At 74.6% G+C, this 19656-nt stretch carries 17 protein-coding genes; 6 read left to right on the plus strand and 11 right to left on the minus strand.

Annotated features, from left to right (window positions below):
- The first annotated feature begins 14 nt into the window (after positions 1–14).
- The 6 genes from F0L17_RS26105 (at position 15) to F0L17_RS26130 (ending at position 6517) form a co-directional block, all read left to right on the plus strand.
- Entirely contained in the window at positions 15–824 is an 810-nt protein-coding gene (locus F0L17_RS26105) for a TIGR03084 family metal-binding protein (protein WP_155074226.1), read from the plus strand.
- Positions 825–877: 53 nt separating this feature from the next.
- Positions 878–1774 carry a prephenate dehydrogenase/arogenate dehydrogenase family protein gene (locus F0L17_RS26110; protein ID WP_162466906.1) on the plus strand — a complete coding sequence of 299 codons (897 nt, stop codon included), beginning with the start codon at positions 878–880 and terminating at the stop codon, positions 1772–1774.
- Between the two features lie 119 nt (positions 1775–1893).
- On the plus strand, positions 1894–3396 hold the full coding sequence (locus F0L17_RS26115) for an FAD-binding oxidoreductase (protein ID WP_155074228.1): 1503 nt from the start codon (positions 1894–1896) through the stop codon (positions 3394–3396).
- A gap of 67 nt (positions 3397–3463) precedes the next feature.
- Positions 3464–3889: an SgcJ/EcaC family oxidoreductase gene (locus F0L17_RS26120; RefSeq protein ID WP_155074229.1), complete on the plus strand. Its 426-nt coding sequence runs from the start codon at positions 3464–3466 to the stop codon at positions 3887–3889.
- A gap of 31 nt (positions 3890–3920) precedes the next feature.
- Positions 3921–5306, plus strand: coding sequence for an FAD-dependent monooxygenase (locus F0L17_RS26125; RefSeq protein WP_338018292.1), 1386 nt, complete (start codon positions 3921–3923; stop codon positions 5304–5306).
- Positions 5307–5356: 50 nt separating this feature from the next.
- On the plus strand, positions 5357–6517 hold the full coding sequence (locus F0L17_RS26130) for an epoxide hydrolase family protein (protein WP_155074230.1): 1161 nt from the start codon (positions 5357–5359) through the stop codon (positions 6515–6517).
- A gap of 288 nt (positions 6518–6805) precedes the next feature.
- Here the strand turns inward: F0L17_RS26130 and F0L17_RS26135 are convergent, their stop codons facing one another.
- The 11 genes from F0L17_RS26135 to F0L17_RS26185 form a co-directional block, all read right to left on the minus strand.
- Positions 6806–8119: an acyltransferase family protein gene (locus F0L17_RS26135; protein ID WP_162466907.1), complete on the minus strand. Its 1314-nt coding sequence runs from the start codon at positions 8117–8119 to the stop codon at positions 6806–6808.
- A gap of 166 nt (positions 8120–8285) precedes the next feature.
- Positions 8286–8480 (minus strand): DUF6052 family protein, encoded by a 195-nt coding sequence (locus tag F0L17_RS26140; RefSeq protein ID WP_155074231.1) that lies wholly within the window; start codon positions 8478–8480, stop codon positions 8286–8288.
- On the minus strand, positions 8464–9762 hold the full coding sequence (locus F0L17_RS26145) for an AMP-binding protein (protein WP_162466908.1): 1299 nt from the start codon (positions 9760–9762) through the stop codon (positions 8464–8466). Before F0L17_RS26145 ends, F0L17_RS26140 begins: the two co-directional genes overlap by 17 nt.
- Positions 9737–11521, minus strand: a complete 1785-nt coding sequence (locus tag F0L17_RS26150; protein ID WP_155074232.1) for an FAD-dependent monooxygenase — start codon at positions 11519–11521, stop codon at positions 9737–9739. Before F0L17_RS26150 ends, F0L17_RS26145 begins: the two co-directional genes overlap by 26 nt.
- A gap of 1 nt (position 11522) precedes the next feature.
- Positions 11523–12335 carry a tryptophan synthase subunit alpha gene (locus tag F0L17_RS26155; RefSeq protein WP_155074233.1) on the minus strand — a complete coding sequence of 271 codons (813 nt, stop codon included), beginning with the start codon at positions 12333–12335 and terminating at the stop codon, positions 11523–11525.
- Positions 12323–13105, minus strand: a complete 783-nt coding sequence (locus tag F0L17_RS26160; protein ID WP_155074234.1) for a beta/alpha barrel domain-containing protein — start codon at positions 13103–13105, stop codon at positions 12323–12325. The genes F0L17_RS26155 and F0L17_RS26160 overlap by 13 nt, the downstream gene beginning before the upstream one ends.
- A 174-nt stretch (positions 13106–13279) precedes the next feature.
- Entirely contained in the window at positions 13280–14890 is a 1611-nt protein-coding gene (locus F0L17_RS26165; protein ID WP_155074235.1) for an MFS transporter, read from the minus strand.
- A 31-nt stretch (positions 14891–14921) separates the two neighbouring features.
- Positions 14922–16037, minus strand: coding sequence for a serine hydrolase domain-containing protein (locus F0L17_RS26170; RefSeq protein ID WP_155074236.1), 1116 nt, complete (start codon positions 16035–16037; stop codon positions 14922–14924).
- 127 nt (positions 16038–16164) lie between these two features.
- Entirely contained in the window at positions 16165–16992 is an 828-nt protein-coding gene (locus F0L17_RS26175; protein ID WP_162466909.1) for a tryptophan 2,3-dioxygenase family protein, read from the minus strand.
- Complete coding sequence (locus F0L17_RS28410) at positions 16989–18380, minus strand: FAD-binding oxidoreductase (RefSeq protein ID WP_338018293.1); 1392 nt, start codon at positions 18378–18380, stop codon at positions 16989–16991. Before F0L17_RS28410 ends, F0L17_RS26175 begins: the two co-directional genes overlap by 4 nt.
- Positions 18377–19633, minus strand: coding sequence for an acyl-CoA dehydrogenase family protein (locus F0L17_RS26185; RefSeq protein ID WP_155074237.1), 1257 nt, complete (start codon positions 19631–19633; stop codon positions 18377–18379). The genes F0L17_RS28410 and F0L17_RS26185 overlap by 4 nt, the downstream gene beginning before the upstream one ends.
- Between the last annotated feature and the right edge of the window lie 23 nt (positions 19634–19656).

The following is a 19656-nucleotide window of genomic DNA, read 5'->3' on the forward strand; positions in this document are numbered from 1 at the left end:
AGGAGAGCACGACCATGAGCACCCTGAACGACGTTCTGAAGGACCTGACCGCCGACATCGAGGAGACCGCCCGCCTGGTCGAAGGGCTGGACGAGGACGCCTGGAACACCCCGACCCCCGCGCCCGGCTGGAGCATCGCCGACCAGATCGCCCACCTGACCTTCATCTTCCACCTGGCCGGCACCGCCGCCTCCGACCCCGCGGCCTTCGCGAAGATCGCCGAAGGCGCCTCCGGCGACTTCGACGGCGCCGTGAACGCCGCCCTGCGGCAGTTCAACCGGTTCCCGCCCGCCCAACTGCTGGCCCGCTTCCGCGCCCTCGGACAGAGCTCCGTCGACGCCCTCGCCGCCGTGCCCGAGGACCGGACCGTGCCGTGGCTGGTCAACCCGCTGCCGCCCGCCGTTCTCGCCTCCGCCGGGATCATGGAGATCTTCGGCCACGGGCAGGACATCGCCGACGCGCTCGGCGCGCGCCGCGAGCCCACCGAGCGGCTGCGCCACCTCGTCCGGTTCGCCTTCCTCACCCGCGACTTCGGCTACCTCTCGCGCGGGCTGACCCCGCCGGCCGACCCCTTCCGCATCGAGGTGACCTCCCCGGCCGGCGAGGTGTGGGCCCACGGCCCCGAGGACGCCGGGAACAGGATCACCGGTCCGGCGCACGACTTCTGCCTGCTGGTCACCCGGCGCCGCCACCGTGACGACCTCTCCCTCACCGCCACCGGCGCCGAGGCCGAGCGCTGGCTGGACATCGCCCAGGCCTACCGCGGTCCGGCCGGCGCGGGCCGCGCGCCCGGCCAGTTCGGCCACCCGCGCCGTGACCGCTGACGCGTCGGCGACCACCGCGCCCGCCCCACCCCCGAGCACCACCAGGAGGCCCCGTGACCACCGCCGTCCCGCGCACCGCCGTCATCGTCGGCTGCGGCGTCACGGGCACCTCCGTGGCCCTCGCCCTCACCGCCGGGGGCGTCGAGGTCACCCTGGTCGACCGGGACCCGGAGGCCGTCACCGAGGCGGCGGCCCTCGGGTCGGGGACCCCCTGGACCGCGGCCGGCCCGCCCGCCGACCTGGTCGTCGTCGCCACCCCGCCCTCCGAGGTCGTCGACGCCCTGCACACGGCGCAGGCCAGGGGGCTGGGCCACGTCTACACCGACACCGCCGGCACGAAGGAGATCGTCAGCGCCGAGGCGGAGCTGCGCGGCTGCGACCTGAAGGGCTACGTGCCCGGCCATCCGCTGGCCGGCCCGGACGCGCCGGGCCGGGCCGGCGCCGACGCCACCCGGTTCGCCGGGCGCCCCTGGGTCCTGTGCCCGTACGAGACCACCCCCGCGTGGGCCCTGGAGACCGTCGCCGCGCTGGTGGAGTTGTGCGGCGCGGTCCGCCTCGACATGACGCCGGACGCGCACGATCGGGCCGTGGCGGCCGTCCTCCACCTGCCCTACGTGGTCGCGGCCGTGCTCGCCGCGAACCTCGCCGGGGCCGGTCCGGAACTGCTCCGCCTGGCCGGGGACGAGTTGTCCTCGGCCGTCGCGGCCGCGGGAGCCGACCCCGTGCTCGGCAGCGATCTACTCGCCCACAACGCCGGTCCGGTCGCCGACGCCGTCGACCGGACCGTCGCGGGCCTGCGCGCGGTGGCCCGGACACTGCACGCGGGGGACGACACCGTGCCCGTCGAGCTCGGGTTGCTCCTGGAGCTCGGCGCGCGGGGCCACCGGGCCCTGGCGGAGGAGGCGCCGCGGCCCGGGACGGCCGGGCGCGACCTGCCCGGCGACCGGTAGGGGCACCCGCGCCGGAGGACGCCGAGGCCGGGACGGCCAACACCGCACCCTGGGAGATGTGACGGCCGCCCGGCGGGTGTGACCTTCTAGGCACAACGTGCCGCGGGAGGAGTCCGTCCATGTCCGATGAGAGCCTCGGGGAGACCGTCACCCCCCAGGACGCCCGCTACCCGGACCTGGTGGAGGGGTACAACCACCGCTTCACCGGGCGGCCGGAGTGCGTCCGACTCGTGCGCACCACCGACGAGGTCGCCGCAGCCGTCCAGGACGCCGTCGACACCGGCCGCCGGATCGCCGTGCGCAGCGGCGGCCACTGCTTCGAGGACTTCACCGCCTCCCCGGACATCCGGGTGCTCCTGGACCTGTCGCCGATGGCGGCCGTCTCCTACGACGAGGACATGCGCGCCTTCGCCGTCGAGGGCGGCGCCACCCTCGACCGGGTCTACCGGCGGCTGCACGACGGGTGGGGCGTGACCGTCCCGGCCGGCACCTGCTTCGAGGTCGGTGTCGGCGGCCACGTCTGCGGCGGGGGGTACGGGCACCTCTCGCGGCGCGACGGCCTGGTCGTCGACCACCTCCACGCCGTCGAGGTCGTCACCGTCGACGAGTCCGGCACCGTCCGCGTGGTCGTGGCCACCCGCGAGCCCGACGATCCGCACCACGACCTGTGGTGGGCCCACACCGGGGGCGGCGGCGGCAACTTCGGCGTGGTCACCCGCTTCTGGCTGCGCAGCCCCGGCGACGCCCCGACCTCTCCCGGACGGGCCCTGCCGCGAGCTCCCCGGCGGATGCGCCGCGCCGACGTCACCTGGTCGTGGGACTCGCTGGACGAGGAGTCCTTCACCCGGCTCCTGGTGAACTACGCCTCCTGGTACGAGAAGAACAGCGCGCCCGACTCCCCCGCGCGCCACCTGTGGAGCAACCTCGTCGTCCTGCACCGGTCCGCCGGGACGTTCTTCATGACCGCGGTCGTCGACGAGGACGTGCCGGGAGCGGCCGACCTGATGGCGGAGCACCTCGCCGCGGTGACCTCCGGCACCGGCCCGGTGTCGGTCCAGGAGCAGGTGGTGTCCTGGATGGACACCTGGATGCCCTCCTACAGCTGGCCCAGCGACCCCCGGGGCCGCTACAAGAACAAGGCCGGTTACCTGCGCCGCGGCTTCACCCCCCACCAGTTGGCCGCCGTCCACCGCCACCTGACGGACCCCGACTACCGCAACCCCATGGCCTGCCTGGTGCTGACCGGGTTCGGCGGCCGGGTCAACGCGGTCGCCCCCGACGCCACCGCGGTGGCCCAGCGCGACTCGGTCCTGAAGGCCTCCTACTCCACCGGGGCGTGGACCTCCCCGGACGAGGACGACCTGCACATCGCCTGGGTCCGCTCCTTCTACCGCGACGTGTACGCCGAGACCGGCGGCGTCCCCCTGCCGGACGAGGTCAACGACGGCTCCTACATCAGCTACCCCGACGCGGACCTGGCCGATCCCGCCTGGAACACCTCCGGCACCGGCTGGCAGACCCTCTACTACAAGGACAACTACGCGCGCCTGCAGAGGGTCAAGAAGAGCTACGACCCGCGCGACGTCTTCCGCCACGCGCTCTCCGTCGAACTTCCCTCCTGACGCCCGCCGCCGCCCGCGGCGGCACGCGGGCGCGTACCCATCCACCCCGGACACAGGGAGAACCAACATGACCGCCACCGTCCACGAGACCCCCTCCGCCCTGGCCGACGACGCCGCCGCCGTCGCCGCGGTGCCGCGACGCGTCATCGCCGCCTGGGCCGCGCAGGACGGCACCGCCTTCTCCGAGGTCTTCACCGAGGACGGCACCATGGTGCTGCCCGGCGTCCACGAGACCGGGCGCGAGCGCATCGCCGCCTTCATGACGGCGGCGTTCGCCGGACCGTACAAGGGCACGCAGGTCACCGGCACCCCGCTCGCGGTGAAGTTCCTCTCCCCCGAGAACGCCGTCGTCATCACCCAGGGCGGAATCCTGGCGCCCGGGGAGACCGAGGTCGCCCCGGAGCGCGCCGTCCGGGCCATCTGGGTCCTGACCAAGCGGGACGGCGACTGGTTCATCGCCGCCTACCAGAACACCCCCCGCGACACTCCCTGACCCGACCCGTCTCCGAAGAGGTGAAGCACAAGTGGGCAAGACGGCCGACAGCCGGGCGGTGGTGCTCGGTGGCAGCATGGCGGGCCTCCTCGCCGCACGCGTACTCTCCGACCACCACGCGGAGGTCCTGCTGGTCGACCGCGACCGGCTCGTGGACACCGCCGGCCCGCGCCGCGGCGTGCCGCACGGCCGTCACGCCCACGGCCTGGTGGGTCGCGGGCAGCAGGTGCTGGAGGAGCTGTTCCCGGGACTCACGGAGGACATGAGGGCCGCGGGCGCCGAACCCGGCGACTTCGGCCGCGACTGCCACTGGTACTTCAACGGCAGGCGCATCGCGCCCGTGGAGACCGGGCTCGTCTCCATACCGGCCACCCGACCCGTCCTGGAGGAGCGGGTGCGCCGCCGCGTGCAGGCGATCCCCACCGTCCGCTTCCTGGAAGAGCACGACATCCTGGGGCTGGAGGCCACCGCCGACCGGACCCGGATCACCGGCGCGCGCGTCCAGGCCCGCGCGGCGGGCGGCGCCCCGCGCACCCTCGACGCCGACCTGGTGGTCGACACCACCGGGCGCGGCTCCCGCACCCCGGTGTGGCTGGAGGAACTCGGCTACGAGCGCCCCGAGGAGGAGCGGATCGGGATCGACCTGGCGTACACCACCCGGCACTACCGCCTGAGCCGGGACCCGCTGGGCGACGGCCAGGCGATCATCCCGGCGGCCACCCCCGGGCACCCGCGCGGCGGCCTGTTCTACCGGGTGCCCGGCACCGGCGACCAGTACGAGCTCTCCCTCACCGGCATCCTCGGGGACCACCCGCCGACGGACCCGGAGGGTTTCCTCGAGTACGCCCGCTCCCTGCCCGTGCCGGACATCCACGAGGCGATCGTCGACGGCGAACCGCTCGACGACCCGGTGATGTTCCGCTATCCGGCGAGCGTCTGGCGCCACTACGAGCGCCTGCGGCGCTTTCCGCGGGGGCTGCTGGTCATGGGCGACGCCGTGTGCAGCTTCAACCCCGTCTACGCGCAGGGCATGACGGTCGCCGCCCTGGAGGCACTGGAACTGCGGCGGCACCTGGAGCGGGACCCCGTACCGCGGGCCGCCGCGTTCTTCCGGGGCGTCGCGACCGGCATCAAGGCGCCCTGGGAGCTGGCCGCGGGGTCGGACCTCGGCTACAGCGGAGTCGCCGGCCGCCGCACGCCCAAGGTCAGGGCGATCAACGCGTACGTCGCCATGCTCCAGGACGCCGCCGTGCACGACCCGGAGCTGAGCCGGGCCTTCATCCGCGTCGCGGGACTCGTCGACCCCCCGCAGGCCCTGCTGCGGCCGCGCACGTTCCTGAGGGTGCTGCGCGCCCGGCGCCGTACCGGCGGCGGGGCCGCGATGCCGCGGGCCCGCGTGCCCGCCGCCCACCACTGACACCCCGCGGGCGGTCGGGCCGCCCGCGCACGACGAGAGGCTTTTCCGCCATGCGTCCTTTCCGCATCGAGGTACCGCAGGCCGACCTGGACGACCTGCGGGAACGCATCGCACGCACCCGATGGCCCAAGGGGGAGATCCCGGACTCCGGCTGGTCCCGGGGAGTTCCGGTGGAGTACCTCAGGGAACTGGCCGAGTACTGGCGTTCCGGCTTCGACTGGCGGGCCGCCGAGGAGCGGCTCAACCGGTACCCCCAGTTCATCACCGAGATCGACGGCGTGGACGTCCACTTCCTGCACGTGAGGTCCCCCGAGCCGGACGCCACGCCGCTGATCGTCACCCACGGCTGGCCGGGCTCGGTGGCCGAGTTCCTCGACGTGATCGGCCCGCTGACCGATCCGGCGGCGCACGGCGGCGACCCCGCCGACGCCTTCCACCTCGTCATCCCCTCGATCCCCGGCTACGGGTTCTCCGGCCCCACCGGCCGGGCGGGCTGGGACACCCGCCGCGTCGCCCGCGCCTGGGCCGAGCTGATGAGCCGGCTGGGCTACGGGCGCTACGTCGCCCAGGGGAGCGACTGGGGCATGGCGATCTCCCTGGAGCTGGGGCTCGCCGACCCGGAGCACGTCGCCGGCGTCCACGTGAACATGTTCGCCACCTTCCCGCCGCGGGAACCGGAGGCGTTCGAGGGCCTGGACGCGGCCGACCTGGCGCGGCTGGAGTTCGCCGGCCGGTTCCAGCAGGACGGCATGGGGTGGCAGCGGATACAGTCCACCCGCCCCCAGACCCTCTCCTACGGGCTGACCGACTCCCCGGTGGGCCAGCTCGCCTGGATCGTCGAGAAGTTCAAGGAGTGGTCCGCCGCCGACAAGGTCCCCGAGGACGCCGTCGGCCGCGACCACCTGCTCACCAACGCCTCGATCTACTGGTTCACCGGCACCGCGGGCTCCAGCGCCCAGCTGTACTACGAGTCCGCGCACGGCGACGAGGCCTTCGTGCGGACGTGGGGCGGGCCCTGGCGGCTGGAGATGCCCGTCGGCGTCGCGGTCTTCCCGCGTGACGTGGTGCTGCCGATCCGCCGGTGGGCCGAACCGCTGCTGCCCACGCTCACCCACTGGAGCGAGTTCGACAGGGGCGGCCACTTCGCCGCGATGGAGCAACCCGAACTGCTGGTCGGGGACGTCCGTGCCTTCGTCCGCTCGCTGAACTGACCGGCAGGCCGGGAGGCCGCCTCTGCGGGGGCGGGTCGGAGCGCGTGTTCCGCGCTCCGACCCGCCCCCGTCGCCGTTCCCGGGGCCGCGGGTGGGTCCCGTGCCGTCCCGCCCACTCCCCCCGGCCCCCGCCCTCCCCGCCTCGGCACCGCCCTTCCTGTCTCCGGAACCGCCCTCCCTGCCTCCGGCACCGTCCGCCGGTCGCGGCGCGGGCGGGAGAACGCCGCGGCCGGACGGCGGGTCGCCGTCCGGCCGCACAGCTCCTCCCCGGTCTCCGGGGCGATGGGGTCAGGCCTTCGTCAGCACCCTGGGCTCGGCCGCGCCGGGCTCGGACCGAGGCGGGACGTCCGCGGGCGGCGCCGGCCGGTCGAAGAGCGTGCGCAGCCTCCTGCTGATCGGCTGCTCCAGGGCGTAGAAGCTGATCGAGGCGGCGACGACGGAGCCGGCCAGCGAGACGACGACCATGGGCCAGAAGCCGACCTGGCCGCGGAGCACGGCGTCCGGCACGGCCGTCGTGCCGAAGATCCAGCCGTTCTGCAGGACCACGTGGATGAAGAAGACGTGCCACAGGTAGATGCCGTACGAGATACGGCCGAGGAAGACCATCGGGCGGTTGGTGAGCACCGCGTCCACCGTCCGGGAGCGCGCCCCCGGGGCAACGACCGGGATGACCAGCAACACGGCGAAGACGAAGAACAGCACGTGCAGGACCATCTGCTGGGCCAGCGCGCCCCAGTCGCCCGTGCCCGGACGGCCGAACGGCTGCGGGACGTTGAGCGCGTAGGCGACCGCGGCCGCGGCCCAGAACGCCAGGGGACGCCGGGCCGCGGCGCGGTAGAGGGCGGGGGTGCGGCCGGTGGCCTCGCCGTACGCGGTGAGCACCGCCAGCGCCATGCCGCCCGCGAAGAAGCCCACGTAGCCGAACGGGAAGAAGTTCAGGTACCACACGTCGGCGGCCATGGCCGGCAGGAAGCAGTACGCGGTCCAGCCGGCGCCGACCAGGACGAGCACGGCTATGGGCCAGAACATGCGACGCATCCGCCGTGCCGGGTCCTCGACGCGGCGCGCGAGCCGGTGGGCGATCCAGGCGACGGCCGGCAGCGACAGGTAGAACACCATCTCCGCGGGCACGGTCCAGGTGGGGTCGAGGCCGATGATCCACTCGGTGCGCACGAAGAAGTGGATCATCAGCAGTGGCCGCAGGACGTACCAGGGGCCGTCGATCTTGTCGTAGTTGAGCGCCACGATCACCACGACGGTGACCAGCCAGAAGGCCGGGACGATACGCAGGACGCGCCGCCACAGGAAGGGCAGCAGCGGGGGCTTGGGGGCGGAGTCGATCAGCGTCCGCCGGGCGAACGGCAGGTACAGCATGAGGCCCGACAGCACGAAGAACGGCGGCAGGAAGACGCCCATTCCGGCGGTGAGGTAGCCCCAGACGTCCTCACGCGGGTCGGAGTAGTGGTGCATCACCCCCGAGCTGTAGGACACGTGGAAGACGAGGACGGCCAGGGCGCACAGCCCCCGCAGTCCGTCGAGGGCGGGAACCCTCGCCCTCTCGACGGGCCCCCCGCCCGATCTGTGCGTGGTAGGTGTTGCCACAGTCGGCGCTCCCTTGCGTACGAAAACAAGCCACCTGTCGGGTCACGGCGATCCTTGCGCCGGACGGGGAGGCGGCGCACCTTCTGGAATGCTGTCTGCGACGGTCCGGGGGCTCGGCCTCCCGCGTCCGGCCGGGTGCGGCCGTGCCCCGGCCGGGGCCGCCTCCTCAGGAGAAGCGGTCGGAGTGGAACTCGAACTCCAACGCCTGGCCCTCCAGCGCCGCGTGGAGTTCGGCCAGCGCCGCCCTGGCGGCGGCGAGCACGCCGGGCACCTCGACGGTCCCGGCGATCCGCGCCAGTTGCGCGTAGCAGTCCCTGAGCTGCTGCTCCTGCCGCGCGGTGAGTTCAGCCTGCCCGTTCATCATGGAACCTCTTCGCCTTGACCTCGAATCGGGGGAGGCTGCCGGGGGCCACCACTTCCACCTCCGGCCGCAACCCGATCTGCTCCTTCATCCCGGTGCTGATACGCGCGCCCAGCGACGCGGTGTCGACGCCGGGCGCGTCCCGCGGTTCGACCCGGATGACGACGACGTCCAGTCCCCGGTCCGTGCGCAGGACGGTCTGGAACTCGCTGACCTCGCCGAAACCGCGCAGGACGTCCTCCACCATCAGCGGGGTGATGGAGACGCCGCGGATCTTGCGCATCTCGTCGGTGCGCCCGAGGATCCCGCGGTCGAACCAGTCCCAGGTGCGGCCGCAGCCGCACTCGTACCAGGGCCGCTTCACCACCAGGTCGTCCGTCCAGTAGCGGAAGATCTGGATCCCCTCGCGGCCGAGCCCCGTCATCACCCGCACGCCCCGCTCGCCGTAGCCCACGGGCTCCTTCGTCTCGGGGTGCAGCACCTCCTCGAGCACGCCGGTCTCGATGATGTGGTTGGCTCCGGGGCGGGCGGGACACTCGAAGATGTTCAGCGTGCCCAGCTCGGTCATGCCGGCGACGTTGTGGACCGGGGCGTCGAAGGCCTCCGAGATGACCCGGTCGGTCTTCTCCGGCCGGGGCTCGGCGGCCGCCACCAGGAGCCGGACGTTGGCCTCCTTCGCGAGGTCGACGCCCATCTCCCGCGCCGTCTCGATCAGGCGCAGCGCGTAGGTCGGCGTGCAGGCCAGGAACTCGATCCGCTGCTCGACCAGCAGCCGGATCCTGCTGCGGGAGTCCATGGAGCCGGTGGGCACCACCGTGCAGCCCAGGCGTTCGAGTCCGTAGTGCATGCCCCAGAAGCCGATGAACAGGCCGTAGCCGAAGGCCAGCATGGCCTTGTGCCGGGGCCGCGCTCCCATGCCGTACAGCGCGGTGCACCACATGTCCGCGCCCCAGACCCAGTCACGCGTCGTGTCGAAGGTGCGCACCGGCGGCGCGCCGCTCGTCCCGCTGGTCTGGTGGTGGCGGATGGCCAGCGCGGGATCGACGGAGGGCAGCGTGCCGTAGGGCGGGGCGGTTTGCTGGGCCGCGACGAGGTCGGACTTGTACAGCAGCGGGACCCGCTCGGTGAAGTCCTCCAGCGAGGTGATCCCGTCGGGCAGCCGCTCGCCCCAGAAGACCGAGTTCTCCCGGGCATGGTCCAGGCTCCGGCTGAGCTTGCGCCACTGCCAGGCCCTCAGCTCCCGGCGCGGCATGGTCTCAGTCTTCTTGTTCCAGTACTCCACTTTCCCTCTCCACCGTCTCGGGAGTCGTCGGATGAAGCACGCAGGCGTCCGCCCACCCGGCCGCCACGACCGTGTCGACGTCGTCCCGGGTGCGGGCGCCGCCGTCGACCCAGACCGTGACCCCGCCCTCGTTGCGCACGGCGTCCGCGAGCCGGACGCCGGCCACGAGCAGCGCGTCCGCTCCCGTGGCGGCCGACCGGCGCGCCAGGGCGACGAGTTCGGCTTCGTCGCGGGCCTCGCCGGCCTCGTCCGTCCCGTGCGGCTCGGGCAGCGCGGCGGCCACGGGCAGGTCCGCCGGCCACCGGGCGCGCAGCTCCTTCAGCGCGGCCAGGCCGGCCTCGGGGTCCGTGGAGGGGTCCAGGAGCACCAGGCCGTACCCCGCGGCCCGGGCCCGTTCGGCCAGCGCGGTGTAGCCGCCGGGGTCCTTCAGGACCGGCACCCGCAGGCCCGCCACGGCGCACCCGCCGGGCGGCGCGGGGACCGGGGTCGCGGCGGACGGGGCGACGAGGGCCAGCGCGGCGCCCCGGGCGCCGGTCAGGGTGACGATCCGGTTGGGCAGGACGAGGGAGCCCACCCGCAGGGGGGCGAAGGCCGGGGAGGGGGCGACCTCGACCGGTTCCCCCGTCGCCCGGCCGTGGAACCAGGCGTCGTAGGCGGAGACGAAGTCCGGGTCCCGGCGCGCGATGTCCGAGTGCCTGATCCGCCACGAACGGGCCGTCAGCTGGTAGGCGAACTGCGACGGTTCGAAGTCGAGGTAGCGCGGCGTCTTCTCGAAGTACCGCTCGGAGCGGCGGGCCGCGGCCTGGAACTTCTCCACCCGCGGCCGGCGGGTCCGTTCGAACGCGGCCAGGGCGCCCTCGATCCGTCCGGGACGGGCGGCCAGCTCCTCGGTCAGGGCGATGGCGTCCTCGACGGCGAGCCGGGTGCCCGATCCGATCGACCAGTGGGCGGTGTGGGCGGCGTCGCCGACCAGCACCGTGCGGCCGTGGTGCCAGCGGGCGCACCGCAGGTGCGGGAACCGCTGCCACGGCGAGCCCTTCGTCAGGACCGCGGCGCCCTCCAGGTCCCGCGCGAAGACCCGCTCGCACAGGCGGGCGGACTCCTCCTCCCCCGCCTCCGCCAGGCCCGACTCCCGCCACGTCTCGGGCGAGACGTGGACGATCAGGGAACTCCAGGGCCGGCCGGAGGGGTAGGCGTACGCCCGGAAGACCCCCCAGGGCGTGTCGCGGAAGACGTAGGTGAAGTCGTGGAAGACCCGGTCGGTCCCCAACCAGGCGTACACGAACTCCGACTCCTCCAGGACGGGCCGGAAGCGGTCCCGGTGCGCCTCGCGGACCGCGGAGCGCACTCCGTCCGCGCCCACGACCAGATCGGCGTCCGGGTGTCCGGCCGGGTCCTCGACGGTGTGTCCGAACGTCAGGCGCACGCCCGCGTCCGCCGCCGCGCGCTGCAGGATCTCCAGCAGCGCGGTGCGGGGGATCCCGTGGAACCGGTTGCCGTTGACCCGGCGCCGGAAGCCCCGGTGGCGGACGTCGATGTGGGTCCACGTCGTGCCCGCGGCGAGGACGTCCGCGTGGATGTCGGGCGCGGCCCGGGCCAGCCGGTCCAGCGCGCCCTCGGGGAAGACGACGCCCCAGCCGTACGTGGTGCCCGCCGGGTGCCGTTCGAGGACCCGCACGTCGTCGGCGACGCCGCGGCGCCGCAGGAGGACGGCGGTCAGGAGGCCCGCCGGGCCTCCGCCAACGATGTCCGCTCGCATGTCATCGCTCCTTCACCGGCGGGTCCGCCGGCGGGCGGTGGGTCGCCTCCCGCCAGGCGCGCACCGCCGCGCGCAGTTCCTGTTCCCGGGTGCGGGGGGAGGCGGTCCGCAGCACGCGGATCGCCTCGCTGCCGACGACCACCCCGGCGGCGTGCGGGGCCAGGGCGGCGACGTCCCGCGGGGTGCTGACGCCGAAGCCCACGAGGAACGGTGCGGACGCCCCCCGCGCGAGTTCCCGCGCACGCCGCCGCGCCGCCCGCGGGTCCAGCCGTCCACCGGTGCGGTCGGACAGGGCGCGGTAGGTGAGGTGGGCGGCCGCTTCCTCGGCCCGTGCCACCTCGTCCGGGTCCGCGGTCGCCGGCAGCACCGGCACCGCGCTCACGCCGGCCGCGGCGACCCTCTCCAGTCCGTCGTCGTGCCAGGGCCGGGTCAGCACCAGGCCGTCCGCCCCGGCCGCGGTGGCCTCGCCCAGCAGCGCGTCCCAGCCGAGGTCGCCGGAGGTCTCCGGGTAGACCAGGGGCAGCAGCGGGGTGTGGGGAAGCGCCTCACGCAGCCGGCGCAGCGTCTCCCAGGAGCGTTCGGGGGCCGTGCCGGCGGCACGCCGGAAGGAGGCGCCCACCTCCTCGCCGCGCGGCCTCGTGGACGGCGTGGGGATGCCCAGTTCGAGGACGTCCGCGCCGGCCTCGACGGCGGCCCGGGCCAGGTCGACGGGGGAGCAGCTCGCGGGCGCGTGCGTCAGGTAGACGACGAGCAGGGCGCGGTGCTCCTCCCGCGCCGTGCGCAGCGCGCGGCCCAGCCGGTCTACCGGCGCCATGCCGCCGCTGCCAGGGTCCGCACGAAGGCCGCCGGGTCGGGGCTCTTGGCGACGGCTGTCCCGATCAGGACGGCGTCCGCACCGGCCCGGGCCGCCCGCGCCACGTCGTCGGGGGAGTGCAGGCCGCTCTCCGAGATCACCAGGACCTCGGGCGGCAGCAGACCGGTGACGGCCTCGCTGTGTCCGACCGTGCCCTCGTCCAGTTCCAGGGCCCGGATGTCGCGGTTGTTGAGGCCCACCACGTGCGCGCCCAGTTCGGCGGCCTGTTGGATCTCCTCGCGCGTGTGCACGCCGATGACCGGTTCGAGGCCGAGCTCGGCCGCGCGCGCCTGCATCTCGCGCACGAGTCCGAGGTCGCCGATGGTCCGCAGGGTCAGGTGGACGGCGTCGAATCCCAGGGCGTGCGACTCGTCGATCTGCGCCACGGAGGTGAAGAACTCCTTGCGCATCAGCGGGACGCCGGAGACCGCGCGGACGCGGCGGGCGATCTCGGGGCTCCCCCCGAAGTACTGCGGCTCGGTGACGGCGGCGAGCGCCTCCACCCCCGCGCCCAGCAGCTCCCGCACGTACCCCTCGACCCGCTCGCGGGCGATCAGCTCGCCGTCGCGGGGGGAGCGGCACTTGACGTCCACGACCAGGGCCGCGCGCCCCTCCGCGCGGGCCCGCGCGAGGACGCGGGCGAAGGATCCGGTGGGCGGCTGGGCGAGCGCGGCGCCGGAGCCGGGGGACGGACGGACGGGCCTGCCGTCGCTGCCGAGTGTCTCCGTCATCGCGAGCCCCCGTCCTCTTGCCGTGTCTCTTGTCTGAGATCGTCGCCCGCTGCCGTGACGCAGTGCATCTCCTGGAATGCGGTGTGGGCGGGGACGGCGGACGCCCGGAGGGGGCGCGGCGGGTCCGCCGCGCCCCCTCCGGGCGTACCTGGCCCTCCGGGGCCTCGTTCCGGGTCAGGCCGGGACGTGCCGCGCGTCCCCGGCCCGCTCCGGGGCCTGCTCCCCCGCCCCGCCGGCCCCGGGGGCGGCGCCGCGCCGCTCCCGCAGGGCGGTGCCCAGGACGACCGCCAGGACGGCCACGACGCACCCGGACACGCCGGCGACCGTGTTGAGACCGGTGGTGAACGCGTCGCGCGCCGCGTCCAGCAGCGCTCCGCCGACGGGTGCGGGCAGGGACTCGGCCGTCGCCGCGGCCCCGGCCAGCGTCTCCCGGGCCGCGGCGGCCTCGGCGCCGCCCAGGGCCGCCGGGAGATCGTCGGCGACGAGACCGCGGTAGACCGCGGTGCCGAGCGTGCCCAGGAGCGCCAGGCCCAGGGTCGAGCCCAGGACGTTGCTGCTCTCGGAGAGCGAAGCCGCCGAACCGGCCTTCTCGACGGGGGCCGACCCCACGATCAGACCGGTGCCCAGGGCGAACAGCGGACCGACGCCGAAGGCGACGACGGCGATGCCCAGGGCGACGACGGGCGCCCCCGATCCGCTGCCGGCCACGGCCAGCAGCAGCAGGCCGGACGCGGACACCGCCAGGCCCGTGACCATCGCGGTCAGGGGTTTGACCCACCGCACGAACAGCGGGGCCATGAGCACGCCCGCGGCGATGCCGCCGCCGGTCGGCGCCTGCCACAGCCCGGCCTCGCCGGGCGTCAGCCCCGCGACGCTCTGGATGTACTGGCTCGTCAGCAGCGAGGTGCCGGCGAACGCCCCGGAGGCCAGGGCCATGGCCGCCAGGGCGATGCTGAACGACGGCCTGGAGAACAGGCGCAGGTCGACCAGGGGGTCCTCCAGGCGCCGTTGGCGGCGCACGAAGGCCAGCGCGCCGCCCGCTCCCACCGCCAGCGCGGCGAAAGCCGCCGCCGGGCTCTCGGCGTTGCCGGCGGCCAGCTCCTTGACGCCGTGGATGATCGGCAGGACCGCCACCAGGGAGAGCGCGACGCTGACCACGTCCAGCCGTCCCGCCCGCTCGTTGCGGAACTCCGGCAGGAAACGCGGCCCCGCCAGCAGGAGGATCGCCATCACGGGCACCCCGAGCAGGAAGACCGACCCCCACCAGAAGTGCTTGAGCATCAGCCCGCCGATGGCGGGCCCGACCGCCGCGCCGCCGAACTGGCAGGTGGCCCACAGGGAGATGGCCAGACCCCGCTGCCGGTCGTCGCGGAACATGTTGCTGATCAGCGCGAGCGTCGACGGGTTGAGCGTCGCGCCCGCGATGCCCAGCAGCGCGCGGGCCGCGATCAGCGTCCAGGGGGTGTCGGCGTAGGCGGCCACCACCGAGGCGACGCCGAACGCCGCCCCGCCGATCATCAGCAGTCTGCGCCGCCCGATGCGGTCGCCCAGGTTCCCCATGGTGATGAGGAACCCGGCGAGCATGAAGCCGTAGATGTCCGTGATCCACAGCTGTTCGGTCGCGCTGGTGCCCAAATCCTCGCTGAGGTGAGGCAACGCCAGGAAGAGCACGCCGATGTCGAGCGCGATGAGCAGGGTCGGCAGCATCAGGACCGCGAGGCCGATCCACTCCTTGCGGCCGGCCCGCTCCGCGGCCGCCGGCGCCGGCGCCGTTCCGTTCGTCATGGCAGATCCTCTTCTCGTACCGGCCCGGGGGTCAGGCCCTGGCGACGGCCTCGGCGACGATCGCGCCGACCCGCTCGACGGCGCCGGCCGCCATCGGGTCGAAGCGGTTCTTGGTCAGCGCGAAGGCGACCTTCGTCGACGTGTCGGCGTATCCCGCGCTGCCGCCCATGCCCACCGAGCCGAAGACGTGACGGGTCTGCCGCGGGTCGGCGCCCGGACGTCCGATGGAGTAGCCCAGCCCCCACGCCGTGGGCATGCCGAACACCTGGTCCACCCCTTCGAACGCCACCGAGGAGATCTCGCGCAGGCGCTCCTCGGAGACCAGCCGGACGCCGTCGACCTCGCCCAGCAGCGCCGCGTACATACGTGCCACGGCGCGGGCCGTCATGGTGCCGCCCGCCGGAATGTCGGAGGTGAGGACGTCCGCCCGGTTGCCGTAGGCGGCGTTCGGCGTGACCTGCGGGGGAGACGCCTTGAACAGGGGGAAGTCCTCGGGCAGGGAGCCGAAGGCGTTCGGGTCGGCCGGGGCGTCCTCCAGGCGGGCCAGGCGGCCGAGCTCGGCCTCGGGGACGCCGAAGTACAGCTCGTCGGCCACCCCCAGCGGACCCGCGACCTCCTCGCGCAGCACCTGCGAGATCGGCTTGCCGGTGGCCCGGCGCACCACCTCGCCCAGCAGCCAGCCGTAGGTGAAGGCGTGGTAGCCCGTCCGGGTGCCCGGCTCCCACCACGGCTCGGCGTCGGCGACCGCGGCGCACATGGCGTCCCAGTCGGTCAGGCTCTCGGGGGTGACGTCGGCGGGCATGCCCGGGACGCCGGCGGTGTGGGTCAGGGCGTGTCGGACGGTCACCGCCGTCTTGCCGTGGGCGGCGAACTCCGGCCACAGGTCGGCGATCGGCGTGTCGTACCCGAACAGGCCGCGCTCGACGAGAACGTGCACCACGGTCGCGGCCACCCCCTTGGCGGTGGAGGCGCTGTAGAACGGCGTTCCGGACTCGACCCGGCGACCGTCCTCGGGGTCCGCCACGCCCGCCACCGCGTCGACGACCGGTTCGCCGTCGACGTAGACGGCCGCCTGCAGGCCGAGTTCCGCGCCGGACTCCACCAGGCCGTCGAGGGCTTCCTGCACCAGCTTCTGAATGTCGCTCATGTTCTCTTCCTTGCCGGAGGGGGGACAACAGGGCCGCGTCGGGGCGGGTGGGCGCCGGCCGGCCCTGGTTCTCCTCGCGGAACCGGCGCTCCCGGGTCTGACGCCCGCGCCCGGGCGGGCGCGGGCGTCAGTTCCGCACCGCCCACAGCCAGGGGAACATCGTCTTGAACAGGCCGGCGCGCACGTAGGCGGCGCCCGCCGTTCCACCGGTTCCGGACCTGCCGCCGATGGTGCGGGCGACCATGGTCACGTGCCGGTAGCGCCATTCCTGGAGCAGCTGGTCGATGTCGACCAGCCCTTCGGCGAGCCGGGTGGCCACGCCGTTCTCGCGGTAGACCGTGCGCAGTACCTCCGTCAGCTCCGGCGAGGCCTCAAGGGGCCGCGAGACGTCGCGGTCCAGCAGCTCCGCCGGCACCCGGTAGCCGCCGAGCGCCAGGTAGGACAGGTACGCGTCGAAGACGGACGGCGCCCCCAGCGCGGCCCGCAGCCGCTTCCGCTCCGCACTGCCCTCGGGATACCGGAGCGGCACGTCGTGGTCGCGTGCGCCCAGCACCGTCTCGATCTCGCGGAACTGCGCGGACTGGAACCCGCTGCCGTCGAGCCGGTGGCGGAAGGCCGCGAACTGGCCCGGCGTCATGGTCTCCAGCACGTCGAGGTGCCCGATCAGCACGCGGAAGACCGTTCCCGAACGGTGCAGGCACTGCAGGGCGCGGGCGGTGTCGCCGTCGGCCAGGGCGCGCCGCAGCTCCGCGAACTCGGCGATCAGCTGCTTGAACCACAGCTCGTGCGCCTGGTGGACGATGATGAACAGCAACTCCTCGTGCGCGTCGGTCCGCGGGTGCTGGGCCCGCAGGACCGTGCCGAGTTCGAGGTAGGAGGAGTAGGTGGTGGAAGGGGCGGCCGGTGCGGCGGTCGTGCCGCCGACGACCGCCGCGGCCTCGCTGCCGGCGCTCACGGGGACCTCGCAATCGTCGTCTGGGGCATGACGTCCTGCCGGAACAGACCGCGGGGGTCGACACGGTCGCGGACGCGGGAGACCGCGGCGAGCGTCCCGGTGTCCAGGTGCCGCTGCGGCTGGTGGGCGCTCTCCACGAACGTCGGTGCCGTGCGGCCGGTGTCCCACGGGCCGAGCGCGGCGCGCACCCGGTCCAGGTGGCCCCTGACGCGCTCCGCCGGGAACAGCTCGGGCAGCCCCGCTCCCATCCAGGCGTACGCGGCGGCCAGGTGGTCGAGCGCTCCGCCCGCCGCGGCGGGCTCGGCCAGCGCCCCGCCGAGTTGGCGCAGTTCGGCCGCGACCAGCGGCGACGACGAGCCGGGGCCCGCGGCGTCCAGGAACGCGGCGGTGCCGCTTCCGTCCAACTCCCGCAGCAGCATGTGGTCGCCGAGGACGTTGACGGGGCCCGACGGGTCCATGTGGGCCGACGGGACGTCGGCCGGGGTGCCGGGACGCCAGGTGTCCTCCAGCGGGCGGGCGACCGCGCGCAGCGGGGCGAGCAGCTCCTCGGCGGCGCGCCGGGCGGCCGGTGCGTCCGACCGCCCGGGGGCGAGCACGGCGCCCGCCACGCACACCACCGGTGCGGCGCTCAGCTCGGCCGGGATCTCCGGGATCCGGGGCAGGTTCATGATCCGGAAGGAGGTCGCCGCCTCGCGGGGCGCCTCCCGGGCCCAGGCGCACCACAGCTCCAACAGGCGTTCGGCGTGCCGGCCGGCCCAGAACGCGGCGCCGGTGACGACCTCGGCGGCCGGGAAGAGGGCGAACTCGACCGCCGTCACCACGCCGAAGCCCCCGCCCCCGCCGCGCAGCGCCCAGAACAGCTCGGGGTCGTGGTCGGCGTCGACCCGGCGCAGGGCGCCGTCGGCCGTGACGACCTCGACGGCCCGGAGCGCGTTGGCCGCCAGCCCCACCCGTCTGCCGTACAGGCTCACGCCCCCGCGCAGCAGGTAGCCGACGACGCCGACGGTCCCGGAGGTGCCGTGGGGCGCGGCCAGCCCGTGCGGCGTCGCCGCCGCCACGACCTCCGACCAGGTGGTTCCGGCGGGCACGCGGGCCGTCCGGCGCTCGGCGTCGATCCGGACGCCGCCGGCCAGACGGGTGCGGACGAGCAGGCTGCCGTCCATCGGGCCGGCCGCGCCCGCCGAGTGTCCGGTGGTGTGGACGCGCAGGGGCATGCCCCGGTCCGCCGCGTACGCGACCGCGGCCCGCACGTCCTCGACGGTGCGGGCGGTGACGGCGGCGGCGGGCCGAGCCGGTGCCGCCTCGTTGAACACGCGGCCGGCGCTGTCGTACTCGGGGGTGCCGGGAGGGGCCGGTGTCGCCGGGCGCCCGGTGACCGCCGTGCTCACGGCCGGGCGCCTTCCGCGGCCCCGAAGCGCGCCCGGGCGTACTCACGGGTGGCCGTGCCGCGCAACAGGACGCCGATGCCGGCGTGGCTGTGCAGCGTCGACATGTCGCGCCAGACGCGCTCGACGCGCTCGCCCGCGCGCACGGCACTGGATCCGGCGGTGGGGAACAGGTGCCCCTCCACGGCCTCCCAGGCGAGCCGGACGACCTCGCGGCAGACGGCCGCCAGGCGCAGGTCCGCCTCCCGGGTGAACGCCTCGGGCCCCTCGGCACACGTCGCGCTCCACCGGCGGGCCGCCTCGTGCACGGCGGCCTCGGCGGTGGCGATCATCCCGGCGGCCTGCCCGTACCAGAGCTGGTAGTCGGGGTCCTCGGCCCGGGTGACCCGAGTGAAGATGGTCTTCCGCGTCCGCATGAGGTCCTCGTAGGCGTCCAGCGCGCCCTGCGCCATTCCCACCGCCAGCGAGGCGGACTCCAGCAACATGGAGCTGAGCGGGCCGCCGCCGTACTCGGGGTTGCCGTGCAGCCGGCGCCCCGGGGTCCCGCGTGTCACGTCGATCTCGCTCAGGTGCGTGCCCGGCAGGGCGAAGTGCTCGGGGATGTGGCCGCCCGCGAAGGAGACGCTGTGCGAGCCGCTGCCCTTGAGGCCGAGCTGGCGCCCCCAGTCGTCCACGAGCGTCCACTGGTCGCGGGGCGCGATGAAGAGCAGCAGCTCCGGCTCGCCGCCGTCGTCGGGCTCCACGGTGGTGTGGCCGATGAAGTGCGTGGCGTACGGGGCGCCGGAGCAGTAGGGGAAGGTCCCGTCGATGATCCAGCCGCCGTCCGGGGCGCGGCGCGCCCTGCCCGCCGGTGTGATGGTCGCCGGGCTGACGAAGTCGCCCCCGGCGAAGATCTCCGCCTGGGCCCGCTCCTCGAAGATCGAGGCGACCGCCAGCGCGTGCGCGGCGCCCAGGGTGTACATCCAGCCGGTGGAGGGGCAGCCGCGGGCGAGCGCCTGGGCGACCCGCATGAAGGTCTCGACGCCGAACTCGTACCCGCCGTACCGGCGCGGGACCAGGATCCGGTACAGGCCCGCCCGGGCGAACTCCTCGTGCGTGTCGGGCGCGTAGTACGTGCGCTCCTCGGTCTCGGCCTGGCGGTCGACCAGGGTGCGGGCCAGCGCCTCGGCCCGCCGGACGACCTCGTCCCGGGTCAGGTCGGGCTCCGGCGGCGCTGAGGCGCCGCCGGCCCCGGTGGTGAGGGTTGCGGTGCTCATGCGAGGGTCCCTTCGGGGTCCGC

It is taken from the genome of Streptomyces taklimakanensis (assembly GCF_009709575.1).
Taxonomy (GTDB): Bacteria; Actinomycetota; Actinomycetes; order Streptomycetales; family Streptomycetaceae; genus Streptomyces; species Streptomyces taklimakanensis.